Source organism: Bacillota bacterium, assembly GCA_013178045.1.
In the GTDB taxonomy this organism is placed as follows: Bacteria; Bacillota; Ch66; order Ch66; family Ch66; genus Ch66.
The window spans coordinates 19732-39800 of sequence record JABLXP010000016.1 but is presented as its reverse complement, the minus strand read 5'-3'; the positions used below and the strand labels follow the sequence as shown (position 1 = coordinate 39800).

Genomic DNA, 20069 nt, shown 5'->3' with positions numbered 1-20069 from the left:
GTGACTTCACTCCTTTATGGGGTTTTCGGTTTGGTTACTTGAAAACTTCTCCAAATTGGGGTGAAGTCCTTTTTTATGGCCCTAAAATCCTTAGTAAATCAAGTGTTGGAAAATTGCAAAAGGCTCTCGGCTTAAAAAGTGAAGGGGTATTTTTTATCCCTTATTGCTCTTTGAAAAATTGCCGGCAAAGGCTCGCTTGTAAGCCTTAAAGCCTTACATATCCAACAGCTCAAATACGTTAGCTGTTCAGCCGCTGAAACGGAAAGCGACATTGGTAAACACGCCAAGACAGCCTGCGGGCATTTTTTGCTCGTCAAACCGATGGCATCAAAGGCTATGAGCGATAAATGTTTGACCATAAAACAATCTGTGGTGGATTGTTTCGCCAGGACCTGAACAGCCTACAATGATACCCCTGCATAGTCGAGGTTGAGTCCCAGAGTGCAGCCCGGAGGTTCTCGGGGAGGTGGAATTCCTGTGATGCCTGCTGACCACAGGCAGTTTGAGCTGTTGCCCCGGTGCTTGGGAAGCAGCGGCAAATAGAGCACAGGATGAAGAATGATAACAAGCTTAACCGCTTTGATATCAGAAACTATGCAGCGGAACTTAAATCCGCTGCATCCTTGTGGTATTAAAGCAAAATGTAAAGGGGGATAAAAGACCATGTCACAGACTCAAATAAACAATGAAATCAAGTATAAAATAGCGCTTTCGCTGCTGAACAGCATGCTTGAAAAAGGGCTTATTACTCTTTCTGAATTTAAAGAAATTGACAGATTAAATCGGAATTCATTCACTCCAACTCTAGCAGAGGTATATGTGTAAAAATACTTGATATGGCCGGGGTTGTGTGGTACTGTGTGTTGCTGATAAAGCATCAAGTACTGAAAAGCGAAAGGAGGAAGCGTATGGCAAAGGTAAGAGTCATCAAGCCCATCCATCGTATGGAAGCAGAAGCTAAAGCTCCGAAACTGCGGGTGTGCGCATACTGCCGGGTCAGCTCGGACCACACCGGGCAGCTTCAATCCTTTTCAGCACAGGTGGAGTACTACACCCGGTTGATAGAAAACAACGATGCCTGGACTTTTGCGGGAATTTATGCAGACGAAGGCATCAGCGGCACCGGCAAAGACAAGCGTGACGAGTTTCTAAGGCTGATTGCCGACTGTGAAGCCAAAAAGGTGGACATGGTCATCACCAAGTCCATATCCAGATTTGCAAGAAACACCGCCGACTGCATTGAGACGGTGAGAAAGTTAAAAGCGCTGGGGATTGCAGTCTTCTTTGAGAAAGAAAACATCAACACCATGTCTGCTGAAAGCGAGCTGCTGATGACGGTTTTAAGCTCCATTGCCCAGGAGGAATCCATTTCTACCTCCAAAAATAACCGGTGGGCGATACAAAAAAGGTTCATGAAAGGCGAATGGAAGCCTTCCTACCTTCCCTACGGCTATATGAAGGGTAAGGACGGAGGAATCGTCATCAATGAAGAAGAAGCCGCTATTGTCCGAAGGATTTACACCGATTACCTGAATGGAAAAGGAACGTATGTCATCGCAAAGGAGCTTACGGAAGAAGGAGTTCCAACAAGAAAAGGGGCGGAAGCCTGGGGAGAAAATGTGGTTAAGGAAATACTCATGAATGAAAAATATTACGGCGACATGCTCCTTCAGAAAACCTTTACCACCGACACATTGCCCTTCCAACGAAAGCGGAACCGGGGACAAAAACAGTGCTACTACATCGCCAACGACCATGAACCCATTATTTCAAAAGAGCAGGCTGAACGAGTCAGGGAGATTATGGAGCAGCGAAAAATTGAAAAATCCATGGTTGATACAGACACCCGGAAATACAACCAACGGTACCCCTTCAGCAGCAAAATCCAATGCGGTGAATGCGGGAGTAATTTTAAAAGGCAAATCATATTCAAAGGCAAACCTTATGAAACCGTGCAGTGGTGCTGCACCAAGCATATCATGAATCGGGCGAAATGCAGCATGACAGCTGTCAAGGACAATCACATCAAAGCTGCATTCATCAATCTCTATAATAAGCTGAAAAGCAATCATGACAAAATATTAACCCCCCTGGCCGAGGATTTGAAAAAGCTTCACTGCGGCAGGGAGTATGAATCCCAGGTCAGGGAAATCAATAAAAAAATAACGGAACTTACGGAACAGAGTCATGTACTGAGTAGACTGAGGTCGAAAGGATATCTTGACTCTGTTCTTTTTATTGAGCAAAGCAACCTGATCACCAAGCAGCTCTGCGAAGCCAAAAAGCAGCGAAGCAAGCTGTTCGAATATAACGGATTTAATGACGAGGCTGCCAGAACGGAGGAACTGATTGCTTTTCTCAAAAAGCAGGATGACCTGATGGAGAGCTTTGATGAAAATATATTTTCGCTGATGGTAGAAAAGATCATCGTAAAATCCAAGCTTGAAATCGCCTTCCGCCTGATCAACGGACTGGAGCTTCCAGAAACCATCGGAGAGGAAGTGGTCTAAATGGCACAAAGACATATGCCCTTCGGCTATAAAATCATAGACGGAGCCGTAGCCATCGAACCGGAAAAAGCAGACCTGGTCAGGAAAATCTTCAATGATTTTATATCGGGCATATCCTTGAAGCAGATCGCAAAGGATCTGACGGAAATGAAGGTTCCCAATGCCAATGGAAAGCCCTCCTGGAATCACGGCTCCATCGGAAAAATTTTGAGCAACTGCAAATACACCGGAAGTGACTTCTATCCTGCCATTATCCCGGAGGAAGTATTCAATGCCGCTAACAGGCTCAGGGAAGAAAAGAACACCCAGCTTGGCAGAAATGTCAATTACTATGCCAACGGCATCGCCAGCACTTACCCCTTCAGCGGCAGATTGATATGCGGGGAATGCGGCAGTGTTTTCAAAAGGTACACCGAACACCATGACAAAAACAAAAAATGCTACTGGAAATGCAAACGGTATATCGTTGACAATAGGGTCTGCTGCAAAAGTGGCGTGGTTGACGACAAGCAGCTTGAAGCATGCTTTATACAAATTATCAACCGGGTGATGGAGAACCCTGAAATGATAGAAAAGCGTTCAGCAGTTAATGCAATTGCTGAGAGTGCAGAATTAAGGAAGATAAAATCGCAAATATCCAGCGGACTCGGCCAAAACGATCTGAAACCGTCGGATATGGCACAGCTGCTATTCAAAAGGGCTGTAGAACAATATCGAATCTCCCAGGTGGATGACTTTGAATATAAAACCAGAAAATTGAAAGCGGTGCTTGAGAGCTGCAAGCCCATTAATACATTTGATGAGGCTTTATTCAAAGCAACCATCAAAAGCATTACGGTAGAAAGCACCGGGCAGCTCCGGTTTGAACTGATCAACGGAGTGATGTTGAGCACTTCATATAAACTACGGGGAAAAGGAGGAAAAGCCCATGGCGATGGGACAAAGAACAGTATCGGTAATCCCTGCAAATCCGATTTATGATTTTAAGGAAAAAGCAAAGATAAAAAAACTGAGAGTGGCCGCTTACTGCCGGGTCAGCACGGAGCTGGAGGAACAGCAGTCCAGCTACCAGGCACAGGTGGATTATTACACGATGGAGATTATGAAAAACCCAGGCTGGAAGTTTGCAGGCATCTATGCCGATGAGGGCATATCCGGCACCAGCACAAAAAACAGGACAGGCTTCAATAAATTGATTGAAGACTGCATGGCAGGCAAGATCGACCTGGTGCTGACAAAATCCATCAGCCGTTTTGCACGAAACACCCTTGACTGCATTCAATACATACGGAAACTGAAAGAAAAAAACATCGGCGTGTTCTTTGAAAAAGAAAACGTCAACACCCTGGACAGTACCGGAGAATTTCTCATCACCATCCTCGGAAGCCTGGCCCAGGAAGAAAGCCGTTCCTTAAGCACCAACACAAGGTGGGGTGTGGTCCGCCGGTTTGAGAAAGGACAGGTTATGGTCAATCACAACAAGTTTTTGGGATATACAAAGAATGAGGCCGGTGAATTGGTGATAGTGCCGGAGGAAGCAGAAATAGTAAGGCTGATTTTCAGGCTGTATTTAGAGGGCCTAAGCATTACCCAAATTAAAAAGTACCTGGAGGAAAACGGCATTAAAACCGTTACCGGAAGAAATCAATGGTCTACAACTACTATTAACAACATGCTCTCCAATGAGAAGTATATGGGAGATGCCTTGCTGCAAAAAAGCTACACCGTAGACTACCTCACAAAGAAAAGAGTTAAAAACAATGGAATTGTTCCGCAGTATTATGTGGAGGACAGCCATCCGCCCATCATTTCCAAAGACTTGTTTCACCGGATACAGGAAGAAAAAGCACGCCGGGCTAACATTAAAAAGAGTGCTGAAAAAAGAACCAAAACCGACAGTGGGAAATACAGCTCAATATATGCTCTTACCGAATTATTGATATGCGGAGAGTGCGGCAAGCCTTATAGACGGGTATCCTGGACAGCCTACAGCGAGAAAAGGATTGTCTGGCGGTGCTTAAACAGGCTGGAGTACGGGAAAAAACACTGCCAGAATTCCCCTACCATCGATGAAGAAGTTTTACATAGAGGCATTATGGATGCTTTCAATTCCCTCATACAGGATAAGGGGGATTTTGTGGACACGCTCCAGTCCAATATTCAGCTGGTGATGGGCAACCGAGCCAAGCAGATGGACATAGCAAAAATTGAGGAACGGATTGCGGAATTGAAAAATGAGATGATAGGCTTCGTAAAGGAAAATGCAAGATGTGGAGCGGATAATACGGACTTTGACGAGCACTATGCTAAAATCTCCGCCGAGTTAAAAGAGCTTCAGAAGATAAAAACGCAGTATACCGAGCAACAAGCCAGGCAAGACAGCTTCCAGCGAAGAATCGAGGATATGAAGAAGTTCCTGAACGCCGCAGAATGTAAATTATCAAATTTTGACAACCAGCTTGTCAGGCAGCTTATACAAAGCATCAAGGTCATGTCAAAGGAGAAGATTATCATAAAATTTAAATCGGGTTTGGAGATGGAGCAGGAGCTGAGCAAAAAATAACATTACACAGAAGAGACAACCGCCAAACTGTGAAAAAGCAGGATGGTGGTTGTTTTATTCATGTAGAGAGTGCAACTGCCAAGGAATTCTTATGTAACATGGCGGTGTATTGCGTAACCGAAAGCTTTATACACTTTTGATTGACAAACTGCGTTTAAGCGAAGTATACTTAATAATAAATTGGGATATTTTGCCGAAATGGAGGATATCATGGAATATCTTTCTACTAAAGATATAGCAATAAAATGGGCTATCACTGCAAGGCAAGTACAACAGCTTTGTGCTGATGGGAGAATTAGTGGTGCCAAGCGGATAGGAAGGACATGGTTAATTCCTGTTGATGCACAAAAACCAGAAGACTTACGCAAGACTAAAAAATAAGGTGAGGAATTACGGATGGACGGATTGCTTAGAAAATATATGGAAAAGAAAAATATTACTTTGTTCGAACAAAACAGAGTAAATTTAGATAGCTATTTTTTTGAGCCGTTTCAAGAAATATCGGAGACTATGATACATCGAAAGTCTTAGCAATTAGCAAACCGAAATAAACTATGAGTGTTAAAGGTAACAGACAATGATTTTATGGACAATCCAACATTATCCTGCTTATGAAAGGATGCTTGAAACTGGAATACTTATCGCAAACGAAAGTCATCTGTTTTGTCAAGATGACTTTCGTTACGCTTATGACTGGATGGCTCGTAAAATGATCGAAGCGAATATAAACCCGACTTGCGATAGCATTCGTTACCCTGTATGGGCATGGTATCAATGGGAGGGAAAACGAAAAAGACGGGACATGAGAGAAGGGGGTTATGCAAAGCGCGGTGAGAAGATTGTTCAATTAACAATTGATATTGATGATAAGGATGTCCTTCTTTCAGACTTTGATTTGTTTCACTATCCATTAAATTACTGGTACTTACCTTCCGACGAAGAAGATGATGCTGATTTTGAGCGTGCTTATACAAATGCGGGATTTACATGGCATGATCTACCGAATTTTCAAATTCAAAGCAACGACATGCTCTTGCTCAGGGAAAGAATAGTTAAAAGCTGGGACCGAATTTTTGATTTGAGCAAAGAAGATGATGGGTGGTTATACGGAAGTTTAGAAACTAAATCGATTCAAGCAACCTTATGGCAAGTAAGGCTTGAACAGGTTGTTAAAGCTGAAGTATTCATTGCTAAATAATGTTAGGTTATAGATTGGAGTTTTTTTGTAAGTCAACTGGATATTATCTGTTTGATTCCATTAGGTTGCAGTCGTGTTGACAATTATGCTTTTCTAAAATATAATAAAAGCAAAATTGTCAAGAAGGTGATATGATGACCGGATTAGAAAAACTGGAAGCTTTGATGAAAAGCAGCAAAGGTGTAATCACTGCCAAGCTTGCAGATGCTCATGACATTCACAGGGAGTATTTGAGTGAGTTTGTCAGGCAGGGTAAGCTTGATCGGATTGCTCATGGCATCTATATCACGCCGGAAGTATGGGAGGATAAGATGCTGATCCACCAGCTGCGGAAAAGCAAGATGGTATACTCCCATGAAACAGCCTTATTTTTACATGATTTAACGGATCGTGATCCGGTGGCGTATAGCGTGACAGTTCCAACAGGATACAACACCAGCAAATTAAATCAAGATGGACTGATTGTGCATACCATCAAAAAAGAATTGCTTGACCTTGGGATCTGTATTAAGCAGACCGCTTTCGGAAATGACATCAGGACATACAATATGGAGCGCACCATTTGTGATATTCTTCGGGACAGAAATAACCAAGACGCTTCAGTGGTATCGGATGCGCTCAAAAGATATGTCCGCAGATCAGACAAGGATTTAAACCAGCTAATGAAATATGCAGGTATTTTGAGAATTGAGAAGGTTTTAAGAAATTATCTGGAGGTTCTGCTATGAACACATCGGCTCAACTGAAGGCGCTGATACGAAATCTATCAAAGGAAAAAAGCGTGCAGGCCGAAATAATTTTAAGAAACTTCATGCTTGAGCGGCTATTGGAGAGGATATCCCTGTCCCCCTTTCGCGATAAATTTATATTAAAGGGCGGCATGCTGGTAGCGGCAATGGTCGGTATTGATACCCGCTCCACAATGGATATGGATGCAACCATCAGAGGGATTGCGCTTTCCGAGGAAGCATTGGAGGAAGCAATGAAGGCAATATTGGCCTGCCCTGTGGATGACGGCGTAACAATGACACTGAAGGGGTTTGAGAATATTCGGGATGAATCCGATTATCCTGGAATCCGTGTATCCATAGAGGCTGTGCTTGATAAAACAAGGCAGGTCATGAAGGTGGATATTACGGCCGGCGATAAAATTACTCCACGAGCAGAGGAATATTCCTTTAAGCTGTTATTTGAAAACAGAAGCATCAGTATCCTGGCTTATAATCTTGAAACGGTTCTGGCTGAAAAGCTCGAAACTATTTTATCAAGAAGCACCACCAGCACAAGAATGCGTGATTATTATGACGTCTACATACTGACAACACTAAGGACTCAGGATATCAATTGGGATTTGTTTTCCGAGGCCTTCAAAAATACAGCAGAAAAAAGAGGCAGCTATAACCGCCTCCTGGAAACCGGACATGATAACATGGGCGAGATAGAACAGTCACAGGTGCTCGCAGAATTATGGAGCCGGTATCAGCAAAAAAACAGTTATGCGGCTGATTTAACTTGGATACAGGCGATAGCAAGCGTAAGGATGATATACCGCAAAGCCTTTGGCAGGGATGCGGATAAGTAAAATGTTGCATATCGAGCCTTCAGAAAATAACGATATAAATTACATAGGAGGGGGCAATCATGTCATTCTTTGACCTTTTCAGAAAGAAACTAGCCCAAAGCGTGAAGCCTGTTGCATCAAATAAAATGGCGACCGGAACAGCAAAACAGCCAAAATCGAATATATCGTCTTTCGTAAAGGTAACATCTGAAATAATACCATCGGTAACGGATGAAGTTATTCCGGCCGAGAAAAGAATCAAAGACGCCATTGTAAGCAAGCACGGGTTATATCCTCATGAGGTGCTGGTTCTTGATTATGCTGGTTCGTACTATACGGAAGGTAATTCTTTCCAAGGCTTTTGGTGGTACAGGTATGGTGTGAGGGATGTTGATAAATGTCTTCGTTCCCTGCTCGACCGAGGATTTCTGCAAATCGGAAACTTACAGAGTGCCATTGAAAAAGAAACCGCGACAGTCTTCAAGGAGGAATTGAAAAAATACGGGCTTAAAGTGAGCGGTAAAAAAGACGAGCTGGTACAACGTCTGATGACAGAGATTCCTCATGAAGAACTCAACTCCCGTTTTACCAAAAGAACATATCAGTTAACTGAACTCGGGAAGCAAGCACTTGCTGAAGAAGGCTATGTACCATACATACATCGGCACCAAATTGAGGATCTGGATATATGGACGCTTAACAAAATAATCCATGAGCCACCTTATATGCCCTACCGTGATAAAATATGGGGCTATCTTAATAAGCGCAGCATGGAACACTTCGCAGCCGGTAACTTTGGCTTATACAGAAACTGCCGATATCATATGTATAATTTTCTGATGGAGGAAAAGAAGGTAAAAGATGCGTTGGGCATGTTATCAGAAGTGGTATTTTATGATTTGAGCGGTCTTGGCAACAACTATGAACCACAGTATCTGGATATTTATGCTGAGCATTTTTTCCCTTATAAAGATTCTACAGTGATAATGGCACCTGGCATAACAAGCGCTGTTATACACTGTCAGAAAGAACTTAATTTATCGGACGATGAACTTAAAGCGGTGATGCTTGACCGAATTAATCGATTGAGCGCGCCTTTTCATCTTTTCACTCCAGAAGAATGTGTAGATATTGTATTAATGGAAAGTCGGGAGGATATTGATGCTTTAACAAAGATATATGCCAAGGCAAAGCGGCGGTTCAAGCAGCGTTTTCCAGGCATTAAATGTTGAGGTGTTACTATGAATGAACGATTAGGAATGATTCGATATAGTACGCTGAGTGCTGTAATGGAATATTATCAAAAAGTACCCTCCGGCCTTGAAAAAGCCCATACACGATATTTTCAAGGGTTTGATGATGAATCAATGACCATGCAACGGTTGGGACGAGCTCTTTCCAAGGTTTGCGATTCGGAAACAAGGGCGACTTACTCCCGATTTGCAATATGGGGTGCAGATATGAACGCAATAATTCAGAAGGCTATTGATGCGCTTAATGCATCTGATACAAAATGTGTCTTGGAGCAACTGGCGGTGGTACAGAAAAACCTTCGGGCGTTCATCGATTGTTGCAGTCTGATAGATTCTCAACCAGGCTGGAAGCAATTTGAAACTACTGACGAGATATTAACTGCAATAAAGCAGAGGATGGAGTATGCAGGTGAAAGCATAATACCTCAGTTTGAGAATACATATAAGAGGATTTGTAAAGCACTGAAAAGGCTGGATGGTGATACGGTTGTCTGATAAACGCTACCCTGCCATTTCCATTCAAAAGAAAACCGGAAAAGAAACATTTCTAAACGGTGTAGATGGTCTTCATAAAACTTTATATGATTTTTGGGCTTGGGCGTTTTCTGACCTTGTAGGAAATACAGAAAGAGGTAAGCTGGCTGAATTTATTGTGGCAATGGCCGTTAGCGCTACGGACGGAATAAGCGGCTCATGGGAAAGCTATGATTTACTTTCATCTGACGGTATCCGTATCGAAGTTAAAGCATCCGCTTACTTGCAATCATGGGCACAAAAAGAGCTTTCTCAGATTCGCTTTGGCATCCGTCCTACTCATGCGTGGGACAGCAAAGAAAATACATACGATGATTCTCTCTTGCGGCAAGCCGATGTTTATGTGTTTTGTGTGCTGAAACATAAGAATCAGGATACGCTTAATCCGCTCGACCTGAGCCAATGGGAGTTTTTCACGTTGTCGTCGAAGGCACTGGATCAAGCGATAGGTAACCAGAAATCGATCAGTTTAAATCGTCTAATTAGCCTGGGCGCAATCAAAAGTGATTTCAGTGGGTTGGGCCAAGCAATACGTCAACACTATGCGGGGTTAAAAGATTATGGTAAGTAGGATTTGTCCGCGATGTGGATCGAAGAAAGTAGCAAAAATTCTATATGGTATGCCTGCGATGGGTCCCAAACTAGAAGAACAGCTAAGCAAGGGGGAGATCGTACTTGGCGGGTGCTGCATCACCGAGTGCGACCCTGCGTATCACTGCAATAAGTGTAAAAAGGACTTTGGAGCACCAACAGCTGCTCTGGAAGTCGAAACGACTTCTTTCCATTTCTGCATTGGAGGTTGCTTTGATGGCTATCAGTCATTAACAGTTACAAAGACCGAAAGCGGTGCCGTAATGGTATGCTTGCCCAGTAACCTTCTTGAATCGGAAACAATAGAAAAACAACTTAGCGCAGATGAATGGTTATCGTTCATACATAGACTTTACCGCTGTTATATTGCCGACTGGAAGAAACGCTACATTGATCCACATGTTTTGGACGGAACGCAATGGGAATTGATTGTTTCTTTTCTTAATGGGAAATCATTGAAAATACACGGAAGCAATAGGTACCCAATTCACTGGAGTAAATTGCTCAAAGCTATAAAAACACTTGGAGTATCCCTGAGATGAAAAATTGTATTGAATAAAGCCTTCAAGAGATGAATACGCTTTTGAAGGTTTTATTCAATACAATTATTGTAAGTAAATCAGGTAGCAAAAAATCACATTCTTGGGCGACTTTTTCTTAGATATACCCTGACGTAAAAAGGACACCAGCTTCAAACGGTATCTTTTTCATACCATCAGGGCACATCGAGGTTGTAGTATCGCTCAAAAGAAAACACAGCCCATAAAGCCTTGCAGTGCAAGGCTTTATGGGCTTTTGGGAGGAATTGGATATGTTTCCGTGGGCGGGGGAGGAAATGCATATTCCAACCCATTCCGACCACCTGTTCCGAAGGAAATCAAAGAGTTATTCTCTGTTGCCAAATTGCGCAAGAAAGTCTTTTGGGTCGATAGCAGGTACCGGAGAATTATGAAAATCTTTTACATTGCGGGTGACGATGTAATCAGCTTTTACTCTTTTAGCAATGGTTCCGACGAGAGCGTCTTCAAAATCCGTTATTTTGCTTGATAATGTATTCATAACATCCGATGCAAGGACATCGGCGATGCTGACTAGATTCAGCAACTTAACGATGGCTTCCTTAGATTTTGCATGATCTTTGTTTGCACGCTGCAAGATGTAATAGATATCGGTAATAGTGTTGGCGGTAACTAAGGCTTCAGCTTTGTCGAGAGCGGACAGTTTTAACACATTATAAGACGCATCAAAAAAATCAGTGCGGCGCAATAAGACATCAAGAACGATATTGGTGTCAATCAGTATCCTCATTGCCTGGATAACCTATCCTTTCTGGCATCATCCAGCGTGTAGCCGTCGTCTTTAACGATGCCGACGAGGTCATTAAGAATATTGAGTTTGTTTTCGCGCAAGCTGGTTAGCTTAACAATCGGCTTGTTGTTTTTTGTGATGATGATATCTTGTGTTTCGGCAAGTTGAAGGTATTTACCGATATTTGTTTTCAACTCCGTAGCAGTAATAATCAAAGTAAGACCCTCCTTTCCGGTTTGGGTATAGTTTTGCACTTATAGTATATTAAAATAGTGCGAATATGTCAATAAAAAATGTGCTATTGATATAGTGCGATATAAAATATCTAGTAGGGGCGGTAAATTCTAAAAATATTGTGCGCCGCAGAGCGGGCGTGCGGTCACGCGTGAAAAAATCGCGGTTTCAAATAGGGCATATTCCCCGGCAGAGTTTGCAGAAAAGTGAGGTGATGCGTATGGCCAAAGACGGCACCAACCAGGGTGGCGCGTGCGATCATCAATACGAAAGTGGCTCTTCCGCACTTTTGATACAGAAATATGGTAGATTATGGCAACTATTAGCAACCTGTTTTTGTGGCCACCACTTTTGGCTTTTATCATTTAACATCCACATGGTGCGCCCTGGGCGCGTCAAGTAGCGGATCGCTGGCATTTGCTAATACCAGACCTGCCCCGGAACGTAAGTGAGCTATTGACTCAACTTCTTAGGACTAACGCTGAACTGCAACGGGGGTATACGCTGGTGCACTTATTTCATACCATGGTACGGCATCGAGCTGGACATGTTCTCCCAGCGTGGCTAAATGCCGTGCATAACAGCGGGATTCCGGAGCTCAAGCGTTTTGCTGTCTCCCTGAACAAAGATTTTGCTGCTGTTTATGCTGGTTTAACCGAATCATGGAGCCAGGGTCCCGTAGAAGGAATCAACAAGTTGTTGAGGGTAGCCTCATAATAAACTTGTCTAATTGGCATCAAAAGTGCGGAAGAGCCACTTTTATTTTAGCGATCACATAAAGGGAACGTAGCCGAGTTCGTCGATTACAACTAAATCGTATTTTTTCCAGACTCTTTGCAAGCGCAATAATTCATGGTGTTCTTCGGCAGCCAACAGCTCGTTTACCAGGTTGGCTGCGGTGGTAAAGCGAACCCGTTTACCTTTGCGGCACACGGAAAAGGCAATGGCAATAGCTAGGTGCGTTTTGCCATTATGTAAAGCTTTACATAACGGGAAAACCCATTTGACACAACTATTTCTGTAGACCGAAGGCTTGCTAAGGCTAATAGATTCATATTCCTCAAGCAGTTCCTGAAAATGCGAAAAATTGGCTTTGGAGTATTTCTCCGATTTTTTAAGATTGACAACTAAGTTTTTAACCCCATCAGTTAAAGCATGCGGAGGTTTCCGGCCTCTATTTTTGTGGATTACGAACGCCTCGCCATATTCCTTGACCCCATTTTTAATGCGTTTTACCTGGCGTTCGCTTAGGCTTAAAATCTCTGCTGCTTCCTTTCATTTTAACCGAAGTGACATTTTCTAGAGAATATTTCAGGTGACATTATCACAGAATGAACACACCACATTTGCTCATTTGGTTAAGTAAAGAAACTTTTTTGGCAAATCAAAGGCCGAAGGTTTAATCCTTCGGCCTTCAAAGTAATCTCCAGTATTGATTTAGTAATTAGTAGGCGTATCTTCGCCGCGGTTGTTGCTGGAAGCAATCCCGGCAGTAGATCGGTCGGCCGGCGGTGGGCTCAAACGGGACAGTTGTTTCCTGACCGCAAGATGCACAGATCGCTCTGTACCTTGGGCGTTCATTGCGGGAACGGGTACTGCCAGCACTGCGTTGTTTACGAGCTTGTCGGCACGCTGGGCAGCGACCTGGTTCGTTTGTAAACCCTTTTTCTGCGTAGAATTCTTGTTCTGCTGCAGAGAAAAGGAACTCGTTTCCGCAATCTTTGCAGGTTAAATATTTGTCCTGAAACATTGTAAACCTCCTTTCGGGGCATACTCTTGAACTTTCATTACCCCATAAGGAGGTTAACTTAAAGATCAAGGCAAACATAATTATAACCTATTTAAGCCCTACTGGCAAGATGGATTGTGAATTAATTAATTGTCAGATTATTGAACTTAAGGGATTATCAGTGTGGATATTACTTCCCTGATGTAGAAACGGCGCCAAAGTCAGACCTTGACGCCGTTTAAGGGAGGGTAACCACTAATCCCGGACGCTTGGTCGCAGCATGTCAAGCAGGCCCAGAGTCACGTGGGCCAGGCCAAACCCCATAACGCCAGCCCCAAAGCGGCTGCCTAACATGGTCGCACCAAGTCCCGTGACGGCTGCTCCGAGTCCGGTCACAACCCAACTCGTAGTGGTTGCTTTCTTTTTCAACCAAAGCACCTCCCAACGTTAGGTTGTCCAGTTTTTAATTGTTTAAACAAGATATTAAAGGGTACAACTAATAAACATCCAGGGCTAATTCACCCGTCAGGTGATCGATAAACTGGCGGGCTGTCCGCCCCGAGCGGCCGTTATGCCAGACTTCCCACTGCAGGGCCCGGCGGCGGAGGTCATCACGGCTGATTCGCAAGCCGCGCTGTTTGGCCAGACCTTCTACTATGGCCAGGTACCTGTCTTGATCGGGTGAGGGGAAAATAATGGTCATGCCGAACCGGTCGGCCAGCGAAAGTTTTTCCTGAACGGTATCATTACGGCGGACTTCATCATCGGCACCTAATTCGGCCGTAATCTGCCGGTCGCTCAGTCTCTCCTTGATCAGGTGCCGGCGGTTGGAAGTGGCGTAAATCAGGACATTGGATGGACGGGATTCCAGACCGCCCTCGAGAATGGCTTTAAGGTCTTTGTATTCCACTTCGTGCTCCTCAAACGAGAGGTCATCGACAAAGAGAATGAAACACTGGGGCCGGCGCCTTAGGTGCTGGATGATGACGGGAAAATCAGTCAGATACTGTTTGGGCACCTCGATCAGGCGTAGTCCCTGGTCACCATATTCGTTGACCAGGGCTTTCACGGTCGAGGATTTGCCGGTACCCCGGTCGCCGTAGAGTAAAATATTGTTGGCCGGGTAACCGCGGAGCAGCTTCTCGGTATTGCGCCGGATCTCATTTTTTTCAGCTTCATAGCCGATCAGATCATCCAACCGAACGGGATCAGGTTCGGGAACTGGTTGAAATTCACTCTGAGAATTGTGGCGTACCCAGCGGAAAGCCCGGTAGCGGCCGAACAGGCCGACCCCGCCGGCAGTGTAGTAACTTATCAGGTCGTCGAGGCAGGTCCTCCAGTCTATGGTTCTGAACAGAAGCTGCTTGATTTGCCACCGTTCCCGACTGTTGGGAATGACCAAAGAATTCCTGGCCTGATTATAAAAGTTGTCCCATAATGGCCACTCTGAAACTGGGGAAACTGGGGCTTGTCTGTCAGTTGGGCTGGGAAGAAAATTTACGATCTCGGCAATGGTCTGGCGGACCATGCGGGTGTCAAGCCGGAACAATTGCTCCAGGCACTGAAGGTCGTTGCGAGCAGCCTCAAGTAAAGAACCCTTAACGTTCGGCCCCAGTTCGGCCTGGCGGGTGAACGGGTTTTCGGCATCAAGGATCAGGTCTAACAGATAGTTCTGCCAGGCGTCACCCACAATGGGAGGACAAGCTGATTCGCTGGCAGTAGCCAGCTGCCCAACCAGATAGTGGTAGAGGTCGGTCAGTTCACCAGCGTCTGGGGATGCAGCTCCAGCTAGGTCGAGCAAGCGGATGAAATTCTGAAAAATTGGGTCAGTCAGGAAGTGGCGAAAAACCGTCAATCGGCGACTGGCTTGATGAGCTTGCGCAAACAAACCGATATTGAGCGAAAAGTTACTTGACATAAGGCAAACCTCCTGATGATGTCTAAAAGAATTCTGAGATATATTCCTATTTCTTGCTGTGCAAAGGAATTCCTTTAAAAACGGTTTTTCTGTTAAATACCTGTAGATTATGGGGATGCTTGGTTTGAGCGGCATTAGTGATGGTCTTTACCCGGGGGGAACAATCGGTGTATGATGATAATATGTAGAATTAATCAGTTTAGTGAAGAGGAGAAGGATGAATGACAGCCAGGGGTGGCGTTAAAGTTTCGCATCTGGGAACCTACCTCGGTCTGGTTCTAACCTCATTTTTTTGGGGGACATCGTTTGCGGCGGCGAAAATCGGCATGAGTGAACTCTTACCGGTTAACCTGGTCATTCTGCGGTTTATCCTGGCTTCGTTGCTGTTCGGGGTGGCGCTGATATTTCTGCGGCGGAATGTGTGGCGGATTGAACTAGCGGATCTACCGAGGTTAGTTTGGTTGGGCTTCTTAGGGGTTTCTGCCTATTTCGTTGTTCAATACTATGGCTTGACGCATACCACATCGGTGAACACAGCTTTGATCATCGGGACGAGTCCGATCATCACTGGCCTTTTGGCTGCCAGGGTGGGTGGTGAAAGGCTGGTGAGGCAGCATTACGTGGGGATGCTGGTCGCCTTTGTCGGTCTCTTTTTGCTGATTACTAAGGGGAATTTTTACTTAACCCATGGCGAGTCGGTTCTAAAGGGCGATCTGCTGATTCTCTTCAACGCGGTGATGTGGTCGTGTTTTACCCTGGCCGGCAAGCGAGTTGTGGGTAAATATGACCCTTTCGTTGTGGTGGCTTATCTTTCCTTGCTCGGGACGTTGCTGCTGCTGCCGCTGGCTTTTATTTCGACGCCACTGACCAGAGTGACTTTTGTACAGCAGTTACCAACTCTATCGCTGGCTACCTGGGGGGCAGCGGGCTATTTAGCCTTGACTTGTTCAGTAATCGGCTACTTTTTCTGGTATCGGGGAGTGCAGCGGCTGGGGGCGGCGAAAACGGCGATGTTCACCTATCTCAATCCACTGGTGGCGCTGGTCACCTCGCTCATCTTGTTTGACGAGAATATCACGGGGTTGGTGCTGGTCGGGGGTGCCCTAGTGTTGACTGGTGTTTATCTAACGACGCGAACCCGAGCCGATGAGCCGCAAGCTGAAATGGTTGCGGAGCAGAAGGTTATAAGTAATTGAGAAAATAAAGGGGGAGCACATGGATGGTAACCTTAACCTTGCAAACCCGGCAGAGAAATGAATTGATTGATATTACCTCAAGAATAGCGGAACTGGTACGGGAAAGTGGAGTGACCAGTGGCGTTTGCTATATCTTTGTTCCTCATACTACCGCTGGTCTGACGATTAATGAGGATGCCGATCCAGATGTGGTTGCAGACCTGCTGATGAAACTGCAGCAGGTTATTCCCCAGCACGACCTGGCGTATCGTCACACCGAAGGAAATTCTGATGCCCATATCAAGGCTAGCCTGTTTGGGCCTTCTCAGGTGGTGTTTATTGAAGCGGGACGCCTGGTGCTGGGTACCTGGCAGGGAATCTATTTTTGTGAGTTTGACGGTCCCAGGACGAGAAAAGTCCTGGTTAAGATAGTCGCGGATTAAAAGGAGTGGCAAGATGCGGGATAAGTTCAAACTGGCGGTTTGCCAGCTGACAGTCGTGGATGATAAAACAGTTAACCTCAAGCAAGCCAGAGCGATGATCAAAGCAGCCGCCCAAACTGGCGGCCAGGTGGTAGTCTTACCCGAGATGTTTAACTGTCCACACGAAAATAAGAGTTTTCCAGTGTATGCGGAAACTTTTCCGAACGGTGAGACGATCCAGATGCTGAAGGAGGCTGCCAGAGAAGAAAAGATCTACTTGATCGGGGGTTCAATCCCTGAACGGGATAGAGAGCGCCTCTATAACACATCTTTTGTGTTTAGCCCTTCGGGAGAACTTTTGGGCCGCCACCGGAAGATACACCTGTTTGATGTCCAGCTGGCTTCCGGGCTCAGCTTCCGCGAATCAGATACCTTGGCCCCGGGTAATACCCTGACCGTGGTGGAAACTGAATACTGCCCCATCGGCGTGGTGATTTGTTATGATCTGCGTTTTCCCGAGTTGCTGCGGTTGATGGCATTGCTAGGGGCGCAGGTGATTGTAGTCCCGGCGGCCTTCAATATGACGACCGGGCCGGCCCACTGGGAGGTGTTGTTGCGGATGCGGGCGGTTGATAATCAGGTCTATGTGGTCGGGGCGTCTCCTGCCAGAAACGAAGCTGCCAGCTACGTGGCTTATGGGCACTCGCTGGTGGTGGAACCTTGGGGTCGGGTGATTGCTTCAGCCGACGAAAAAGAGCAGATCATCTTGGCTGAGATTGACCTGGAACACCTACACCGGGTGAGAGAAGAACTCCCCCTGTTAAAACATCGGCGCACCGACCTATATCAGCTTAGCCTGACTTTTTAAATTTCTTTAAGCTTTTTTCAGATTTTTTTAAGGTTTTAGTGGCATGCTTTAGACAGCAGGGAAAAACTAAAAATTACTTTGAGGAGGGTTTAAGATGCGCAAATTTTTCAACACTCGCCCCTGGACGGGTGGCGTTCTGGCCATGGCCGGCGCGATCGCGGCTAGCCTGGTGGTAGTGTTGTTGCTGACACTTGTCCTACAGATCAACTGGTCGCCGCAGGCCACGCTAGCCGGGGACGTTGGTAATGCGGGTGCTCAGGCACAGCCGGCGCAACTGCAGATACCCACCGAACCCAACACGATCGCTGACATCGTTGAGGCAACTGGACCAGCTGTGGTTAAAATCGAAACCCGTACCACCGTGCGGGGTAGTGCCACGATGGATCCGTTTTTGAACGATCCTTTTTTCCGTCAGTTTTTTGGGGGGAGTTTTCAGTCCCGGCCTAGAGTTTCTCAGGGTTTGGGCTCAGGTTTTATCATTACCAAGGACGGATATATTTTAACCAATGAACACGTGGTCGATGGCGCAGACGAGATTTCAGTGACGATTTTGGGCTATGATCAACCACTGCCAGCCAAACTGATTGGGGCAGACCATGATCTTGATTTGGCTGTCCTCAAAGTTGAGGCGGAGAAGGACTTGCCATTTTTGCAACTGGGTGAGTCTGACAAAACCAGGGTTGGGGAGTGGGTCATCGCTATTGGTAATCCGTACGGTCTGGATCACACTGTCACGGTGGGTGTAATCAGTGCCAAAGGCCGTCCTGTTACGGTGCAGGATCGACAGTACCGTAATTTATTGCAGACAGACGCCTCGATCAACCCGGGCAACAGTGGTGGACCTTTACTCAACCTGCGGGGCGAGGTAATTGGAATCAATACTGCAGTGAATGCTCAGGCCCAGGGGATTGGTTTTGCCATCCCGACCAGCACTGTCCAGGGGGTGCTGAAAGACCTGATCAATAATGGCAAGGTAGCACATCCCTGGTTGGGGGTCTCTTTGTTGCCAGTAACCAAGGAGATTGCCCGGTCACTGGGCTTGGAACAGGCCGTTGGTGCCGTGGTGAATGGTGTCGTATCAGGCAGTCCAGCTGAACGGGCGGGTCTGAAGGCAGGCGATGTGATTCAAGAATATAACGGGGTGGCGATCAAAAACCCGCAAGACCTGGTCGAACAGGTAGCTCAGACACCGGTTGGCAGCCAGGTGGTGGTGAAGCTGAATAGAAAGGGCAAGACCCAGGAGATCACCGTCACGATTGGTGAAAAGCAAACCAAGAATTTATAGAATATACAGTTGTTTGGATAAAGAAATTCAATAAGAGCATTAGTGAAAGGCGGGTAAACGTGGTGTATGTACCTGCCTTTCTCTTCCCTAATTCTAGATTCGGAAGACTTAGTTGTTTTTCAATGATTAAGGAAACACTACGAAGGATGAAGACAAGCAGGAAGAAGAAAGATCTTTGCAGAATTCGAAAGAAGAGATAGAAGAGATCATGATCTGTTGGGTAGGTGAAAGTTAGATGTCACCTAGAATTCTGGTGGTTGATGATGACCGGAAAATTACGGCTTTACTGCGGCGTGGCCTCAGCTTTGCCGGTTATACCGTGGATGTTGCTAACAACGGCAGTGAGGGACTGAAACTCGCGATGGAACACCAACCGGATCTGGTCATTCTGGATTTGATGATGCCAGTAATGGATGGATGGCAGTTGTGCCAGCGGCTGAGAGCCGGGAGCGATGTTCCGATCTTAATGCTGACGGCCCGTGACGAAATAGCTGACCGGGTCCGGGGACTGGATACGGGTGCTGATGACTATCTGGTTAAACCCTTTGCTTTCGAGGAATTATTGGCCCGGGTCAGGGCACTGCTCAGAAGAACTAGGCCGGGGCAGGACCCGGGCAAAACCATTTTGCGCTACGCTGATCTCAGTCTCGATCAGGCGAGCCGGGAGGCTAGGCGGGGCGATCGGTTGATCAGTCTCACGGCTAAAGAATACGAACTTCTTCTGGCTTTTATGGAGCACCCCCGCCAGGTCTTAACCAGGGAGCTATTGATGGAGCGGGTCTGGGGATATGATTACAGTGGAGAATCGAATGTGTTAGAGGTTTATGTGGCCTTGCTGCGGCAGAAACTGGAGGGCGCGGGAGAGAAGCGCTTGATTCATACCGTACGTGGGGTTGGGTATGTGCTTAAGGAGTGAAGAA

The 20069-nt window shown here is 45.8% G+C and carries 22 protein-coding genes and 1 pseudogene; 17 read left to right on the top strand and 6 right to left on the bottom strand.

Features of this window, described 5'->3' with window-relative positions; genetic code table 11:
- Window positions 1-908: 908 nt before the first annotated feature.
- The 11 genes and pseudogenes from HPY81_08290 to HPY81_08240 all read left to right on the top strand — a co-directional run bounded on the left by HPY81_08290 (window position 909) and on the right by HPY81_08240 (window position 10359).
- Window positions 909-2510: a recombinase family protein gene (locus HPY81_08290; protein ID NPV27424.1), complete on the top strand. Its 1602-nt coding sequence runs from the start codon at window positions 909-911 to the stop codon at window positions 2508-2510.
- Window positions 2511-3491 (top strand): recombinase, encoded by a 981-nt coding sequence (locus tag HPY81_08285; GenBank protein ID NPV27423.1) that lies wholly within the window; start codon window positions 2511-2513, stop codon window positions 3489-3491.
- On the top strand, window positions 3439-5073 hold the full coding sequence (locus HPY81_08280) for a recombinase family protein (GenBank protein NPV27422.1): 1635 nt from the start codon (window positions 3439-3441) through the stop codon (window positions 5071-5073). The genes HPY81_08285 and HPY81_08280 overlap by 53 nt, the downstream gene beginning before the upstream one ends.
- A 210-nt stretch (window positions 5074-5283) precedes the next feature.
- Complete coding sequence (locus HPY81_08275; protein ID NPV27421.1) at window positions 5284-5454, top strand: DNA-binding protein; 171 nt, start codon at window positions 5284-5286, stop codon at window positions 5452-5454.
- A 196-nt stretch (window positions 5455-5650) separates the two neighbouring features.
- Window positions 5651-6271, top strand: a complete 621-nt coding sequence (locus HPY81_08270; GenBank protein NPV27420.1) for a DUF3841 domain-containing protein — start codon at window positions 5651-5653, stop codon at window positions 6269-6271.
- Between the two features lie 134 nt (window positions 6272-6405).
- Entirely contained in the window at window positions 6406-6999 is a 594-nt protein-coding gene (locus tag HPY81_08265; protein NPV27419.1) for an abortive phage infection protein, read from the top strand.
- Window positions 6996-7853 (top strand): nucleotidyl transferase AbiEii/AbiGii toxin family protein, encoded by an 858-nt coding sequence (locus HPY81_08260; protein ID NPV27418.1) that lies wholly within the window; start codon window positions 6996-6998, stop codon window positions 7851-7853. Before HPY81_08265 ends, HPY81_08260 begins: the two co-directional genes overlap by 4 nt.
- A gap of 59 nt (window positions 7854-7912) precedes the next feature.
- A complete protein-coding gene (locus tag HPY81_08255; GenBank protein ID NPV27417.1) occupies window positions 7913-9064 on the top strand; it encodes an SAP domain-containing protein in 1152 nt (383 codons plus the stop codon).
- Window positions 9065-9073: 9 nt separating this feature from the next.
- On the top strand, window positions 9074-9580 hold the full coding sequence (locus HPY81_08250) for a hypothetical protein (protein ID NPV27416.1): 507 nt from the start codon (window positions 9074-9076) through the stop codon (window positions 9578-9580).
- Window positions 9561-10190, top strand: a complete 630-nt coding sequence (locus HPY81_08245) for a hypothetical protein (GenBank protein NPV27415.1) — start codon at window positions 9561-9563, stop codon at window positions 10188-10190. Before HPY81_08250 ends, HPY81_08245 begins: the two co-directional genes overlap by 20 nt.
- Window positions 10180-10359 (top strand): annotated as a pseudogene (locus tag HPY81_08240) (hypothetical protein). Before HPY81_08245 ends, HPY81_08240 begins: the two are co-directional and overlap by 11 nt.
- 736 nt (window positions 10360-11095) lie before the next feature.
- Here the strand turns inward: HPY81_08240 and HPY81_08235 are convergent.
- Window positions 11096-11518, bottom strand: coding sequence for a PIN domain-containing protein (locus tag HPY81_08235; GenBank protein ID NPV27414.1), 423 nt, complete (start codon window positions 11516-11518; stop codon window positions 11096-11098).
- Window positions 11515-11733, bottom strand: coding sequence for a type II toxin-antitoxin system Phd/YefM family antitoxin (locus tag HPY81_08230; protein ID NPV27413.1), 219 nt, complete (start codon window positions 11731-11733; stop codon window positions 11515-11517). Before HPY81_08230 ends, HPY81_08235 begins: the two co-directional genes overlap by 4 nt.
- A 436-nt stretch (window positions 11734-12169) precedes the next feature.
- Here HPY81_08230 and HPY81_08225 point away from each other — a divergent pair, with 436 nt between their 5' ends.
- Entirely contained in the window at window positions 12170-12469 is a 300-nt protein-coding gene (locus HPY81_08225) for a transposase (GenBank protein NPV27412.1), read from the top strand.
- A gap of 54 nt (window positions 12470-12523) precedes the next feature.
- On the opposite strand, the gene HPY81_08220 is transcribed toward HPY81_08225, so the two are convergent.
- From HPY81_08220 to HPY81_08205, 4 genes are all read right to left on the bottom strand, one after another.
- Window positions 12524-12820: an ATP-binding protein gene (locus tag HPY81_08220; protein NPV27411.1), complete on the bottom strand. Its 297-nt coding sequence runs from the start codon at window positions 12818-12820 to the stop codon at window positions 12524-12526.
- A gap of 376 nt (window positions 12821-13196) precedes the next feature.
- A complete protein-coding gene (locus tag HPY81_08215) occupies window positions 13197-13502 on the bottom strand; it encodes a zinc-binding protein (GenBank protein ID NPV27410.1) in 306 nt (101 codons plus the stop codon).
- 234 nt (window positions 13503-13736) lie between these two features.
- Window positions 13737-13910 carry a hypothetical protein gene (locus HPY81_08210; protein ID NPV27409.1) on the bottom strand — a complete coding sequence of 58 codons (174 nt, stop codon included), beginning with the start codon at window positions 13908-13910 and terminating at the stop codon, window positions 13737-13739.
- A gap of 67 nt (window positions 13911-13977) precedes the next feature.
- A complete protein-coding gene (locus HPY81_08205) occupies window positions 13978-15399 on the bottom strand; it encodes an ATP-binding protein (protein NPV27408.1) in 1422 nt (473 codons plus the stop codon).
- 221 nt (window positions 15400-15620) lie between these two features.
- On the opposite strand from HPY81_08205, the gene HPY81_08200 reads away from it, so the two are divergent.
- From HPY81_08200 to HPY81_08180, 5 genes are all read left to right on the top strand, one after another.
- Window positions 15621-16595, top strand: coding sequence for a DMT family transporter (locus HPY81_08200; GenBank protein ID NPV27407.1), 975 nt, complete (start codon window positions 15621-15623; stop codon window positions 16593-16595).
- 23 nt (window positions 16596-16618) lie between these two features.
- Window positions 16619-17017: a YjbQ family protein gene (locus HPY81_08195; protein NPV27406.1), complete on the top strand. Its 399-nt coding sequence runs from the start codon at window positions 16619-16621 to the stop codon at window positions 17015-17017.
- Between the two features lie 13 nt (window positions 17018-17030).
- Window positions 17031-17864, top strand: coding sequence for a carbon-nitrogen hydrolase family protein (locus tag HPY81_08190; protein NPV27405.1), 834 nt, complete (start codon window positions 17031-17033; stop codon window positions 17862-17864).
- A gap of 142 nt (window positions 17865-18006) precedes the next feature.
- Window positions 18007-19149, top strand: a complete 1143-nt coding sequence (locus HPY81_08185; GenBank protein ID NPV27404.1) for a PDZ domain-containing protein — start codon at window positions 18007-18009, stop codon at window positions 19147-19149.
- A 235-nt stretch (window positions 19150-19384) separates the two neighbouring features.
- Window positions 19385-20065 carry a response regulator transcription factor gene (locus HPY81_08180; GenBank protein NPV27403.1) on the top strand — a complete coding sequence of 227 codons (681 nt, stop codon included), beginning with the start codon at window positions 19385-19387 and terminating at the stop codon, window positions 20063-20065.
- Window positions 20066-20069: the final 4 nt, after the last annotated feature.

Excerpts from the sequence above, each read along its gene's own strand:
- HPY81_08260 (NPV27418.1), top strand. The coding sequence starts at position 6,996 with ATGAACACATCGGCTCAACTGAAGGCGCTGATACGAAATCTATCAAAG.
- HPY81_08190 (NPV27405.1), top strand. The coding sequence starts at position 17,031 with ATGCGGGATAAGTTCAAACTGGCGGTTTGCCAGCTGACAGTCGTGGAT.
- HPY81_08200 (NPV27407.1), top strand. The coding sequence starts at position 15,621 with ATGACAGCCAGGGGTGGCGTTAAAGTTTCGCATCTGGGAACCTACCTC.
- HPY81_08290 (NPV27424.1), top strand. The coding sequence starts at position 909 with ATGGCAAAGGTAAGAGTCATCAAGCCCATCCATCGTATGGAAGCAGAA.
- HPY81_08185 (NPV27404.1), top strand. The coding sequence starts at position 18,007 with ATGGCCGGCGCGATCGCGGCTAGCCTGGTGGTAGTGTTGTTGCTGACA.
- HPY81_08270 (NPV27420.1), top strand. The coding sequence starts at position 5,651 with ATGATTTTATGGACAATCCAACATTATCCTGCTTATGAAAGGATGCTT.
- HPY81_08250 (NPV27416.1), top strand. The coding sequence starts at position 9,074 with ATGAATGAACGATTAGGAATGATTCGATATAGTACGCTGAGTGCTGTA.
- HPY81_08235 (NPV27414.1), bottom strand. The coding sequence starts at position 11,518 with ATGAGGATACTGATTGACACCAATATCGTTCTTGATGTCTTATTGCGC.
- HPY81_08265 (NPV27419.1), top strand. The coding sequence starts at position 6,406 with ATGACCGGATTAGAAAAACTGGAAGCTTTGATGAAAAGCAGCAAAGGT.
- HPY81_08255 (NPV27417.1), top strand. The coding sequence starts at position 7,913 with ATGTCATTCTTTGACCTTTTCAGAAAGAAACTAGCCCAAAGCGTGAAG.
- HPY81_08280 (NPV27422.1), top strand. The coding sequence starts at position 3,439 with ATGGCGATGGGACAAAGAACAGTATCGGTAATCCCTGCAAATCCGATT.
- HPY81_08195 (NPV27406.1), top strand. The coding sequence starts at position 16,619 with ATGGTAACCTTAACCTTGCAAACCCGGCAGAGAAATGAATTGATTGAT.
- HPY81_08180 (NPV27403.1), top strand. The coding sequence starts at position 19,385 with ATGTCACCTAGAATTCTGGTGGTTGATGATGACCGGAAAATTACGGCT.
- HPY81_08205 (NPV27408.1), bottom strand. The coding sequence starts at position 15,399 with ATGTCAAGTAACTTTTCGCTCAATATCGGTTTGTTTGCGCAAGCTCAT.
- HPY81_08275 (NPV27421.1), top strand. The coding sequence starts at position 5,284 with ATGGAATATCTTTCTACTAAAGATATAGCAATAAAATGGGCTATCACT.
- HPY81_08245 (NPV27415.1), top strand. The coding sequence starts at position 9,561 with ATGGTGATACGGTTGTCTGATAAACGCTACCCTGCCATTTCCATTCAA.
- HPY81_08215 (NPV27410.1), bottom strand. The coding sequence starts at position 13,502 with ATGTTTCAGGACAAATATTTAACCTGCAAAGATTGCGGAAACGAGTTC.
- HPY81_08285 (NPV27423.1), top strand. The coding sequence starts at position 2,511 with ATGGCACAAAGACATATGCCCTTCGGCTATAAAATCATAGACGGAGCC.